Annotated in this window: 10 protein-coding genes and 1 riboswitch; of the genes, 7 read left to right on the top strand and 3 right to left on the bottom strand. The window is 74.6% G+C overall.

Features of this window, described 5'->3' with window-relative positions; all coding sequences use genetic code 11:
* The 3 genes from AB0H82_RS26800 to AB0H82_RS26790 all read right to left on the bottom strand — a co-directional run bounded on the left by AB0H82_RS26800 (position 1) and on the right by AB0H82_RS26790 (position 3418).
* Positions 1-1473, bottom strand: a complete 1473-nt coding sequence (locus tag AB0H82_RS26800; RefSeq protein WP_362996978.1) for a hypothetical protein — start codon at positions 1471-1473, stop codon at positions 1-3.
* Between the two features lie 55 nt (positions 1474-1528).
* Positions 1529-2665 (bottom strand): hypothetical protein, encoded by a 1137-nt coding sequence (locus tag AB0H82_RS26795; protein WP_362996976.1) that lies wholly within the window; start codon positions 2663-2665, stop codon positions 1529-1531.
* Positions 2666-2731: 66 nt separating this feature from the next.
* Entirely contained in the window at positions 2732-3418 is a 687-nt protein-coding gene (locus tag AB0H82_RS26790) for a class II aldolase/adducin family protein (RefSeq protein ID WP_362996974.1), read from the bottom strand.
* Between the two features lie 309 nt (positions 3419-3727).
* Here AB0H82_RS26790 and AB0H82_RS26785 point away from each other — a divergent pair, with 309 nt between their 5' ends.
* The 7 genes from AB0H82_RS26785 (at position 3728) to AB0H82_RS26755 (ending at position 12269) form a co-directional block, all read left to right on the top strand.
* Positions 3728-5023 (top strand): inorganic phosphate transporter, encoded by a 1296-nt coding sequence (locus AB0H82_RS26785; RefSeq protein WP_362996972.1) that lies wholly within the window; start codon positions 3728-3730, stop codon positions 5021-5023.
* A gap of 12 nt (positions 5024-5035) precedes the next feature.
* Complete coding sequence (locus AB0H82_RS26780) at positions 5036-5260, top strand: hypothetical protein (RefSeq protein WP_362996970.1); 225 nt, start codon at positions 5036-5038, stop codon at positions 5258-5260.
* A gap of 154 nt (positions 5261-5414) precedes the next feature.
* A riboswitch (cobalamin riboswitch) is annotated at positions 5415-5491 on the top strand.
* A gap of 129 nt (positions 5492-5620) precedes the next feature.
* Positions 5621-6598, top strand: coding sequence for a cobalamin biosynthesis protein (locus AB0H82_RS26775; protein ID WP_362996968.1), 978 nt, complete (start codon positions 5621-5623; stop codon positions 6596-6598).
* Positions 6595-8103, top strand: coding sequence for a cobyric acid synthase (locus AB0H82_RS26770; protein WP_362996966.1), 1509 nt, complete (start codon positions 6595-6597; stop codon positions 8101-8103). The genes AB0H82_RS26775 and AB0H82_RS26770 overlap by 4 nt, the downstream gene beginning before the upstream one ends.
* A gap of 34 nt (positions 8104-8137) precedes the next feature.
* A complete protein-coding gene (locus tag AB0H82_RS26765) occupies positions 8138-10210 on the top strand; it encodes a putative cobaltochelatase (protein ID WP_362996964.1) in 2073 nt (690 codons plus the stop codon).
* Complete coding sequence (gene cobO, locus AB0H82_RS26760) at positions 10210-10818, top strand: cob(I)yrinic acid a,c-diamide adenosyltransferase (RefSeq protein WP_362996962.1); 609 nt, start codon at positions 10210-10212, stop codon at positions 10816-10818. Before AB0H82_RS26765 ends, cobO begins: the two co-directional genes overlap by 1 nt.
* On the top strand, positions 10812-12269 hold the full coding sequence (locus AB0H82_RS26755) for a cobyrinate a,c-diamide synthase (protein WP_362996960.1): 1458 nt from the start codon (positions 10812-10814) through the stop codon (positions 12267-12269). Before cobO ends, AB0H82_RS26755 begins: the two co-directional genes overlap by 7 nt.

Here is a 12269-nt window from a genome sequence, read left to right as displayed (position 1 = left end):
CTACTCGCCGCCCGTGTGCACCTGGAAGGCGGCGCGGCGCACGGCCTTGGCGAGCGCCGGGTCGGGGTGGGCCGCGGCGAGGGCGACCAGGACCTGCACGGTGCGGGGGTGCCCGACGCGGCGCACCTCGTCGAGGAGCGCGGGCACGGTGGGCTGGACCGCCGACTCCAGGTGCCGGACGAGGAGTTGCGCCTCGCCGTGGTCCGCGACGGCCGCCGCGGTGTCGACCCACAGCCAGGTGGACTCCTCGCGGGTCAGCACGAGATGGACGTCCTCGGGGTCGGCGCCCTCCTGCTCGGCGAGCCAGAGCAGGGCGTAGGGCCGCAGGGGGGTCTCGTCGACGACGGCCCTGACCTCCGCCTCGGCCGGGGCGCCGACCACGCGGAGCGCCTCGAAGGCGAGGCCGCGCAGCAGGGCGTCCTCGCCGCGGGCTGCGGTGAGGAGGTCGGTGACGGCGCTGCCGACGGTGCGGGCGGCCAGCCAGGCGCGGTACTCGGCGCGGGCCGCGTTGGGGCGGAGCCGGGCGCAGCCGCGCAGCATGTCCTCTGCGGACTGTTCGATGTGCCCGGCCGGGCTCTGCGCGGCGACGCAGATCTGCTCCAGCTTGACCCAGACCGCCCAGCTGCCGAGCGGGGTGAGCGTGGCCTGCCCGTCGGCGTAGGTGAGCGCGCCGACGGCGGCGAGGCCGTGCAGCGCCCAGTCGAGGAGGGCCGGCAGCGGGGCCTCGTCCCGGGGGCGTCCGGCCGGGGCGGCGGCCTCGGACGGGGGCTCGGGCTGGGGCCCGTAGGGGATCTCGCAGCGTTCGGTGCGCAGTTCCGTGACCCGCTGGTCCAGGAGGTCGAGCAGTTGCGGCACGGGGACGGGGCCCGCGGACAGCTGGAGGAAGGAGAGGACCTGCGGCATGGCCTCGACGGTCTCGGCGACGGCCGCGGGGGCGAGGTCGTCCGGCGCCGGGTGGGCCAGCGACCAGGCGTCGAAGAGGGCGACCCAGCCGCGCAGCACGGCGGTGTCGTCGCGGTCCCAGGCCCGCAGCCGCCAGCCGGGGCGCGCGCTGTCGCCGTGCACCTCGATGAGGCCCGCGAGGCGCGCGGTGTCCCAGTCGGCGCGGACCTGAGCGGGGGTCAGCCCCAGTTCGGCGGCGGCCCGTTCGGCGGTGGCGTCGGAGAGCGTGCCCTTGCCGTCGGGGGCCGCGCCGGTGCGGCCGGGTCCCGGGCGGAGGGCGGCGTCGGCCCAGCGGGCGACCCGGGCGGCGTCGGCGAGGCCGGCGCGGGCGCTGCGGGCCAGCTCCGCGGGGGCGGGTGTGCCCTCGGGGGGCCGGGGCGCGGGGCGGCGCGTGCGGCGGTCGCTCATCGCGCCGGGCCCGGCGGAGAGGGGTCGTGTCGCGTCGCGCCGGGCCTCTCCTCGCTCTTCGGCCCTCGGGCGGGGCGCGCGGACAAGTCGGAGCCTGGAGTCGCGCGGGGTACGGGACGTCACGGGAGCAGTCTTCCTGTTGACGGTCCGAAAACCCAAACGGAATGACGGCGCAGCGTCACAGCAAGGGGGTGAGGAAGCGGCGCAGCACCTCTTCGTAGCCCGCGGGGTCGGCGTTCCACATGGCGCCGTGCGGCGCGTCCGGCACCGGGTGCAACGTGACCAGGTCCGGGCGCTGTTCGGCCAGCCTGCGGGAGAGGTCCCAGGGGGCGACGGCGTCGTCGGGGCCGTGCACGACGAGGGTCGGCACCCGCAGCGCCCCGGGGTTCGCCGCGGCCGGCAGCCGGTCGCCGCGCAGCCCGGTGCGGCCTTGGGCCGCGCGGACCGCAAGCGGAAGGAGGGGTCCAGGGGTGCGCCGGGCGCCGGCGAGGGCGCGCAGGGTGGTCTCCCAGTTCAGTACGGGGGAGTCGAGGACGAGGCCGCCGACGCGGTCGCGGAGCGCCGAGTGGGCCGCGGCGTGCAGGCACATGGCGGCGCCGGTGGACCAGCCGTGCAGGACGACGCGCTCGGCGCCGTTGCGCACGGCGTGGCGGATGGCGGCGTCCAGGTCGCGCCACTCCGTCTCGCCGAGGTGGCCGAGGCCGTCCGGGGAGCGGGGCGCGCCGGGGTCGCCGCGGTAGGCGAGGTCGAGGACCGGGACCCGCAGGCGGTGCAGGAAGTCCATGACGACCATGGGGTGTTCGCGGGTGGTGCCGAGGCCGTGGACGGTGATGACCCAGGTGTCCCGGGCGCCGGGCACGAACCAGGCGGGCAGGGAGCCGAGCTCGCCGGGGATGTCGATGTCCGCGTGGTCGAGGCCGAGGGCGGTGCGCGGATCCCCGATGTGGACCTGGGGGGTGAGCCAGACGCGGTCGCCGGGTTCCAGGGAGCCGCGGGTGACCGCTTCGAGGCGGCGTACGACCGTGTCGGCCTCGTGCGGGGCGGACTCCAGGACGGGGCCGACGATCGCGTGGGTGCCGGGGCCGCTCAGGCCGTACGTGCCGGGGCGGCGGCTTGCGAGGGCGCGGGTCAGGCTGACCTGGCCGGCGGCCGTGGCGTGCACGGTGAGGCGGGGCTCGGTCGGCAGCGGGCGTCCAGGGGGCGCCTTGAGGGCGGCGTCGCTGGCGAAACGGCCGGCCGCGATGGCGGCCGCGGCCGTCCCCAGGGCGGCTGCTACTGCGGTGACGGCCGCTGCCGTCGCTTTGGCTGGGCGCACCGTCCCAGTGTCCGGGGCCGGGGGCTCCGGGGCCAGTGGGCGATGCCTCCGGAGTGACGTGGCGGGTCAGTCCGCGGGCTGACCGTAGCCCCGCAGTTTCTCCTCCGCTTCGCGCAGCTGTGCCGGGGAGAGGAGCGTCGGGGCGTGCCCGGGGACGGCGGCGGCCGTGAGCCAGAGGCGGGCCATCCATTCGAGCTGGGCGGTGCGGTCGTACGCCTGGGAGAGGTTGTCTCCGTAGGTGACCGTTCCGTGGTTCTGGAGGAGGCAGCCCGTGCGGTCGCGCAGGGCGCGGAGCATGTGCTCGGCCAGCTCGTCGGTGCCGTACAGGGCGTAGGGGGCGACGCGGACCGGGCCGCCGAGGGCGCCGGTCATGTAGTGGACGGCCGGGAGCTCGGGCACGAGCATCGAGACGGCCGTGGCGTGCACCGCGTGGGTGTGGACGACGGCGCCCGCGGAGGTGTTGCGGTAGATCGCGAGGTGCATGGGGAGCTCGCTGGTCGGCGCGAGGCCGCCGAGGAGCCGGCGTCCTTCGAGGTCGACGCCGACCGCGTCCTCGGGCCGCAGCCGGTCGTACGGCACCCCGCTCGGGGTGACCAGGACGGTGCCGCCGACGCGTACGGAGACGTTGCCCGAGGTGCCGACGACCAGGCCGTCCGCCACCGTCCTGCGGGCCGTCTGGACCAGCTCGGCCCAGGCTTTCCGCACGGCGTCGCCCGCCGCGTCCCGACTCTCGTTCCGCCGCTGCTCAGTCATGCGGCGATCCTGCCAGCCGGGCGATTCCGGTTTGCTGGTGGCCCGGGCGTGATCAGGATCTCTTCCGCGGGTCGCCGAGCCGGTCGGGGCGGGTCGCGCGGGGGTGGCCGCCGCCCGGCGGAGCGCAACACTCCGCCCAGTTTGTGGGCTTCTCGCCCCCGGTCCGTACGATCGTCTTCGCACACCTGGTCCATACGGAGTGAGGGCACTCCACTTCGGGTCACCGCAACGCCCGGCCCAGTTCACTTTCCGTTCACCCGGGTTGCCTACGTTCCACATGCCACTGACGTCCAACAGAAGCCTGGGTAAATGGAACACATCACGCTTCTCCTCGGGATCGTGATCGTCACCGCTCTCGTGTTCGATTTCACGAACGGTTTCCACGACACTGCCAACGCGATGGCGACGACCATCTCGACCGGCGCTCTCAAGCCCAAGACGGCGGTGGCCATGTCCGCCGTGCTCAACCTCGTCGGAGCCTTCCTCTCCGTCGAAGTCGCCAAGACGATCTCAGGCGGGATCGTCAATGAGGACGGCCTCAAAACCGAGGTCATCTTCGCCGCGCTCGTCGGCGCGATCCTCTGGAACCTCCTGACCTGGCTGGTGGGGCTGCCCTCCAGCTCCTCCCACGCCCTCTTCGGCGGCCTCATCGGCGCCGCGGTCATGTCGATGGGCTGGTCGTCGATCGACGGCGGCACCGTCGTCACCAAGATCCTGATCCCGGCCCTCGCCGCGCCGCTCGTGGCGGGCATCGCCGCGACGCTGGCCACACGCCTGACGTACCGGATCGGCCGCAACACCGACACCAAGGCCACCGCCAAGGGCTACCGCGCGGGCCAGATCGCCTCCGCGGGCCTGGTCTCGCTGGCCCACGGCACGAACGACGCGCAGAAGACCATGGGCATCATCACGCTCGCCCTGGTCACCGGCGGCGTCCTGAACCCCGGCGCGAACCCCCCGATGTGGGTCATCGTCTCGGCCGGTGTGGCCATCGCCCTCGGTACGTACCTCGGCGGCTGGCGCATCATCCGCACCATGGGCAAGGGCCTCACCGACCTCCAGCCGCAGCAGGGCTTCGCCGCCCAGACCAGCGCCGCGACGGTCATCCTGGCCTCCTCGCACCTGGGCTTCTCGCTCTCCACCACCCAGTCCTGCTCCGGCGCCGTGATGGGCGCGGGCCTCGGCCGCAAGGGCGGCGTGGTCCGCTGGTCGACCGCGACCCGGATGTTCGTCGCCTGGGGTCTGACCCTGCCGGCCGCCGGTCTGGTCGGCGCGGGCGCCGAGTTCCTCACCAAGCAGGGCCCCTGGGGTGTCGCGGTCACCGCCGCGCTCCTGATCGCCGGCTCGGCCGTCATCTGGGCGCTCTCGCGGCGCAACGCCATCGACCACACCAACGTGACCGACGACGAGATCCGCCACGACGGCACCACCGGTGCCGAGCCCGCGGGCGTCGTGACCACCGCGATCGCCGCCGTCACCCCGCCCCCGACGAGCGCGATGGCCGCCTCGACCGGCCCGGACGAGTCCGTCAAGGCCACCGTCACGGCCCCGACCACCACCACGACCGGCGCCATGGCGGACCCCGCCAGGCCCGCGACGGTATAAGGACAGATCACCATGAGCATCGACTGGGCAGCTCTCGGCTCCGTCTTCGGAGTCAGCCTCGCGGTGACGGTGGCCCTGGTGGGCCTGTTCACCCTCGGCATCGTCGGCCTCTCCAAGCAGGAGACGGCGGCCGCGTCGGGCGGCGGTTCCGCGGCCATGGCGCGCACCGGCGCGTACGCCTGCTTCGCGCTGTGCGCGGCGGCCGTGGCGTACGGGATCTATCTGATCGTCGCCTGACGAAGCGTTTTCGGGTGGGGTGCGGGACGTGCTGGTACGTCCCGCACCCCACTCTCGCGTGTGGGGCTCCGCACACTCTCCCACCGCAGGTCAACGGCGAGTTGACGGGCATTCGCGGGGCGTGGTGGACTGCCGGGGCCAACTACGGCGGCAGAAGAGGAAGCCGGTGCGAATCCGGCGCGGTCCCGCCACTGTCACCGGGGAGAGACGCTCCCCGCGAGCCAGGAACTCTCGCCGCCGATCACGTCGAACCAGGGCGCGGACACCCTGAGTGAGGACATATCGCCATGCGCGGCCGCCCGTTGCCTGTTCCTTCCCTGAGTACGAGTTCCCTCCTCAGCGCAGCGACGGGCTGAGCCCATGAGTGCCGATCGCGACTTCGCGTACGGCGCCGCCGCCGGACTCCTCGGCGACCTGCTGCTCGGCGATCCGCGCCGAGGCCATCCGGTCGCCGCGTTCGGACGTGCCGCGGGCGCCGTCGAGCGGGTGCTGTGGCGCGACCACCGCGGGTGGGGCGCGCTGCACGCCGTGGTGTGCGCCGGGGGCGCGGCGGGCGCCGCCGCCCTCGCCTCTTCTCTTGTACGCCGGTCACGCGCCGGCTCGGTGGCGCTGACCGCCGCCGCGACCTGGGCCGTGGTCGGCGGGACCTCCCTCGGCCGTGAGGCGCGGGCCGTCGGCGGGGCGCTGGAGGCCGACGACATCGAGGTCGCGCGGGAGCGGCTGCCGCATCTGTGCGGGCGCGACCCGCAGGCGCTGGACGCCGACGGGATCGCGCGGGCCGTCGTGGAGTCCGTCGCCGAGAACACGTCCGACGCGGTGGTGGGGGCGCTCGTGTGGGGCGCCCTCGGCGGGGTGCCGGGGCTCGTCGCCTTCCGTGCCGTGAACACGCTGGACGCGATGGTCGGCCACAAGTCGCCGAGGTACCGGCGCTACGGATGGGCCTCGGCCCGCCTGGACGATGTCTTCGGGTGGCCGGGGGCGCGGCTCACCGCCGCGCTGGCCGCGCTGGCCGGGGACTCGCCCTCGGGGGCGGTCAGGGCGTGGCGCTCCGACGCCGCGAAGCACCCCAGCCCCAACGCGGGGCCCGTCGAGGCCGCCTTCGCGGGGGCGTTGGGGGTGCGGCTCGGGGGGACCCTCTCGTACGCGGGGCGGGTCGAGCACCGGCCCGTCCTGAACGGGAAGGGGCGGGACGTGCGGGTGGCGGACATCGAGCGGGCCGTGCGGCTCTCCCGGCGCGTGAGCTGGCTGGCTCTCGGCGTCGCGGTCGCCGCCCGCGGGGCGCTGCGGCCGGCGAGGTCGCGGCCGGCCGAGTCAGGGAGATCAGGGAGAAACGCATGAGTGGCGGGTTGCTCGTCGCCGGGACCACCTCGGACGCCGGGAAGAGCGTCGTCACCGCCGGGATCTGCCGGTGGCTGACCCGCAAGGGCGTGTCCGTCGCGCCGTTCAAGGCGCAGAACATGTCCCTCAACTCCTTCGTCACCCGCGAGGGCGCCGAGATCGGCCGTGCGCAGGCCATGCAGGCGCAGGCCGCCCGCGTCGAGCCGAGCGCGCTGATGAACCCCGTGCTGCTCAAGCCGGGCGGCGACCGCTCCAGCCAGGTCGTCCTGATGGGCAAGCCGGTGGGCGAGATGAGCGCGCGCGGCTACCACGGGGGCCGGCAGGCCGCGCTCCTCGACACGGTCGTGGGATGCCTGGAGGAGCTGCGGGGCAGCTACGACGCCGTGATCTGTGAGGGCGCGGGCAGTCCCGCCGAGATCAACCTGCGGCGCACCGACATCGTGAACATGGGCATCGCGCGCGCCGCCCGCTTCCCCGTCCTGGTGGTCGGGGACATCGACCGCGGCGGGGTCTTCGCGTCGTTCTTCGGGACGACGGCGCTGCTGAGCGCGGCCGACCAGGAGCTCGTCGCCGGCTATCTGGTGAACAAGTTCCGCGGGGACGTCTCCCTCCTCGAACCGGGGCTCGACATGCTGCTCGGGCTCACCGGGCGGCGCACGTACGGCGTGCTGCCGTTCCAGCACGGGCTCGGCATCGACGAGGAGGACGGCCTGCGGGTCTCCCTGCGGGGTGCGGTGCGGGAGTCCGTGGTGGCGCCGCCGGTCGGCGAGGACGTGCTGCGGGTCGCCGTGTGCGCGGTGCCGCTGATGTCCAACTTCACGGACGTCGACGCGCTGGCCGCCGAGCCGGGCGTCGTCGTGCGGTTCGTGGACCGGGCGGAGGAGCTCGTCGACGCGGACCTCGTGGTCGTACCGGGCACGCGCGGGACCGTGAAGGCGCTGCGGTGGCTGCGGGAGCGCGGCCTCGCGGACGCCCTCGCGCGGCGGGCCGCCGAGGGGCGGCCCGTCCTCGGCATCTGCGGCGGCTTCCAGGTCCTCGGCGAGCACATCGAGGACGACGTGGAGTCGCGGGCCGGGTCCGTCGACGGGCTCGGGCTGCTGCCGGTGCGGGTGCGGTTCGCCCGCGAGAAGACCCTGGCCCGGCCGGTGGGCGAGGCGCTCGGGGAACCCGTCGAGGGGTACGAGATCCACCACGGCGTGGCCGAGGTGGCCGGCGGGGAGCCCTTCCTGGACGGCTGCCGGGTCGGCGAGGTGTGGGGCACGCACTGGCACGGGTCGCTGGAGAGCGACGCGTTCCGCCGCCGGTTCCTCACCGAGGTCGCCCGCGCGGCCGGCCGCCGCTTCGTACCGGCCCCCGACACCAGCTTCGCCACCCTGCGGGAGGAACAGCTCGACCTGCTCGGCGACCTGATCGAAGAACACGCGGACACGGACGCGCTGTGGCGCCTGATCGAGAACGGCGCGCCGGAGGGCCTGCCGTTCATCGCGCCCGGAGCGCCCTCGTGAGCGCCGCCACGCACCACCGCATCAAGGAGGCTCTGTGAGTACCCCGTATCCGTTCACCGCCCTCGTCGGGCAGGACGACCTGCGGCTCGCGCTGTTGCTGAACGCCGTATCGCCCGCCGTCGGCGGCGTACTCGTGCGGGGAGAGAAGGGCACCGCCAAGTCCACCGCCGTGCGCGCGCTCTCCGCGCTGCTCCCGGAGGTCCCGGTCGTCGCCGGGTGCCGCTTCTCGTGCGACCCGGCCGCGCCCGACCCGAACTGCCCCGACGGCCCGCACGAGGCGGGCGGCGCCACCGCGCGCCCCGCGCGCATGGTCGAGCTGCCCGTCGGCGCGTCCGAGGACCGGCTCGTGGGCGCCCTCGACATCGAGCGGGCGCTCGCGGAGGGCGTGAAGGCCTTCGAGCCCGGACTGCTCGCCGACGCCCACCGCGGCATCCTGTACGTCGACGAGGTCAACCTCCTCCACGACCACCTGGTCGACCTGCTCCTGGACGCCGCCGCGATGGGCGCCTCGTACGTCGAGCGCGAGGGCGTGTCCGTGCGGCACGCCGCGCGGTTCCTGCTCGTCGGCACGATGAACCCCGAAGAGGGCGAGCTGCGGCCGCAGTTGCTCGACCGGTTCGGTCTCACCGTCGAGGTGGCCGCGTCCCGGGAGACCGACCAGCGCGTCGAGGTCGTACGGCGGCGGCTCGCGTACGACGACGACCCCGAGGGTTTCGCCGCCCGCTTCGCCGAGGACGAGGAGGCGCTGCGCGACCGCGTCGTGGCGGCCCGCACGCTGCTCCCCCAGGTGGTCCTGGGCGACGCTGCGCTGCGGCAGATCGCGGCGACCTGCGCGGCGTTCGAGGTCGACGGGATGCGCGCGGACATCGTGATGGCGCGCACGGCGACGGCGCTGGCCGCCTGGGCGGGCCGTACCGACGTGCAGAGCGAGGACGTGCGGCAGGCCGCGCTGCTCGCGCTGCCGCACCGCAGGCGCCGCAACCCCTTCGACGCGCCGGGCCTCGACGAGGACAAGCTCGACGAGACGCTGGAGGAGGCGCGGGACGACCAGGCTTCCGAGGAGCCCGAGCCGCCGGAGGGCGACGACGATCCGGACGGCGGCGGCCCCGACGGGGGCGGCCCCGGCGGCGGGCAGCCCCCCGCTGACGGCCCGGACGGCCCGGACTCCCCCGAACTGCCGTCCCAGAGCCAAGGTCCCGGGACCGAGGAGGCCCCGGCCCCGCAGGAGCCCGCCCCGGCCCCGGGCGGCGCCTCCGCCGAGCAGCAGGCCGTGCGCGCCGCCGAGCCGTTCCGCACGAAGATGCTGAGCGTGCCCGGCATCGGCGAGGGCGCGGCGGGCCGGCGCTCGCGTGCGCGCACCGAACACGGCCGCACGACGGGCTCGCGCCGCCCTCGCGGAGCCCTCACCAAGCTGCACCTGGCGGCGACGGTGCAGGCCGCCGCCCCGCACCAGAAGGCGCGCGGGCGTACGGGGGCCGGTCTCGTCGTACGCCGTGACGACCTGCGGCAGGCGACGCGCGAAGGGCGCGAGGGCAACCTTGTGCTGTTCGTCGTGGACGCCTCCGGGTCGATGGCGGCGCGGCAGCGCATGAGCGCCGTGAAGGGCGCCGTGCTCTCGCTCCTCCTGGACGCCTACCAGCGGCGCGACAAGGTGGGGCTCGTGACGTTCCGCGGCAAGGGCGCCGAGGTGGCGCTGCCGCCGACGTCGTCGGTGGACGCGGCCGCGGCCCGGCTCGAATCGCTGCCGACCGGCGGCCGCACACCGCTGGCCGCCGGCCTGCTGAAGGCGCACGACGTGCTGCGCGTGGAGCGGCTGCGCGACGCCGCGCGGCGGCCGCTGGTGGTCGTGGTGACGGACGGGCGGGCGACGGGCGGTGTGGAGCCGGTGGCCCGCGCGGGCCGCGCGGCCCGGCTGTTCGCGGCGGACGGGGTCGCCTCGGTCGTCGTGGACTGCGAGTCGGGTTACGTACGCCTGGGTCTCGCGGGCCAGTTGGCGGGCGAGCTCGGCGGCACGGCCGTGACCCTCGACGAGCTGCGGGCCGACTCGATCGCCGGCCTCGTCAAGGACGTACAGGGAATGAACTCGCCTTCTAGGAGGGCCGCTTAATGCCGCAGGGACAGCCGAGTGTCGTACCGGACGACGGGCTGACGACACGTCAGCGCCGCAACCGTCCGCTGGTCTTCGTCCACACGGGCATCGGGAAGGGCAAGTCGACCGCCGCGTTCGGGCTCGCGCTGCGCGCCTGGAATCAGGGGTGGCCGATCGGCGTCTTCCAGTTCGTGAAATCGGCGAAGTGGAAGGTCGGCGAGGAGAACGCGCTGAAGGTCCTCGGCGCCTCGGGTGAGGGCGGCACGGTCGCCTGGCACAAGATGGGCGAGGGCTGGTCGTGGATCCAGCGCGCCCCCGCCGAGGGCGAGTTGACCAACGAGGACAAGGCCCGCGAGGGCTGGGAGCAGGTCAAGCGGGACCTCGCCGAGGAGACGTACAAGCTGTACGTCCTCGACGAGTTCGCCTACCCGATGCACTGGGGCTGGATCGACACCGACGAGGTCGTGGAGGTGCTGCGGAACCGCCCCGGCACGCAGCACGTGGTCATCACCGGCCGCAACGCCCCGCAGCAGCTGATCGACTTCGCGGACCTCGTCACCGACATGTCCAAGATCAAGCACCCGATGGACGCCGGCCAGAAGGGCCAGAGGGGCATCGAGTGGTAGCTCGTCTCGTCATCGCGGCGCCGTCGTCGGGCAGCGGCAAGACGACCGTCGCGACGGGCCTGATGGCCGCCTTCGCGGCGGCCGGGCTCGCCGTCTCCCCGCACAAGGTCGGGCCCGACTACATCGACCCCGGCTACCACGCGCTCGCGACCGGCCGCCCCGGCCGCAACCTCGACGCGTACCTGTGCGGGCCCGACCTGGTCGCGCCGCTCTTCGCGCACGGCGCGGCCGGGTGCGACCTCGCCGTGATCGAGGGCGTGATGGGGATGTACGACGGGGCGGCGGGCCAGGGCGAGCTGGCCTCCACCGCCCACGTCGCGAAACTGCTGCGGGCCCCGGTCGTGCTGGTCGTCGACGCGTCGTCGCAGTCGCGGTCGGTGGCGGCGCTGGTCCACGGCTTCGCGTCCTGGGACCCCGAGGTGCGGGTCGCGGGCGTGATCCTCAACAAGGTCGGCTCGGACCGGCACGAGGCGCTGCTGCGGGAGGCGCTGGACGAGTCCGGGGTTCCCGTACTCGGGGTGCTTCGCCGGGCGGCGCAGGTGCACGCTCCCTCGCGGCATCTGGGGCTCGTGCCGGTCGCGGAGCGGCAGACCGAGGCGTTGGAGTCGGTGGCGGCGCTGGCCGCGCGGGTACGGGAGGGTTGTGATCTGGAGGCCCTGCTCGCGCTGGCGCGCAGCGCGCCTTCGTTGTCAGGTGCCGCGTGGGATCCGGTTGCGGCTGTGGCCTGCGGCGCTTCTCTCCCCGATCCCGCCCCTTCCCGAAACCGGGGCTCCGCCCCGGACCCCGGCACGGGGCTCGGTACATCACCGGCTTCGCCAAGTTCGTCCTCAAACGCCGGACAGGCTGGATATCACCCGCGCTTCGCCGTCGCCGGTGGGGCCGCCTTCACCTTCTCCTACGCCGAGCACGCGGAGCTGCTCACGGCCGCCGGGGCGGAGGTCGTACCGTTCGATCCCCTCCACGACGAGCAACTGCCCGCCGGGACGGCCGGGTTGGTCATCGGGGGCGGTTTCCCCGAGGTGTACGCACCCGAGCTGTCCGCCAACGAACCGCTCAGGAAGGCCGTGGCCGCGCTCGCGCTCTCCGGGGCGCCCGTGGCCGCCGAGTGCGCGGGGCTGCTCTACCTCTCCCGCGAGCTGGACGGGAAGCCGATGTGCGGGGTCCTTGACGCCGTCGCGCGGATGTCGGAGCGGCTGACGCTCGGATACCGGGACGCGGTGGCCGTGTCGGACAGCGTGCTCGCACCGGCGGGGACGCGGATGCGGGGCCACGAGTTCCACCGCACGGTGGTCGAGCCGGGCGCGGGGGCGACCCCCGCGTGGGGCCTGCACCGGCCCGAGCGGCGCGTCGAAGGCTTCGTACAGGGGAATGTGCACGCCAGCTATCTGCACACGCACTGGGCGGCGGAGCCGGGCGTTGCCCGCCGGTTCGTCGAGAGATGCACGCCGTGA

Source organism: Streptomyces sp. NPDC050732, from assembly GCF_040654255.1.
GTDB lineage: Bacteria > Actinomycetota > Actinomycetes > Streptomycetales > Streptomycetaceae > Streptomyces.
Note: the sequence above shows the minus strand (reverse complement) of the source record. Positions and strands in the feature narration are given on the sequence as shown.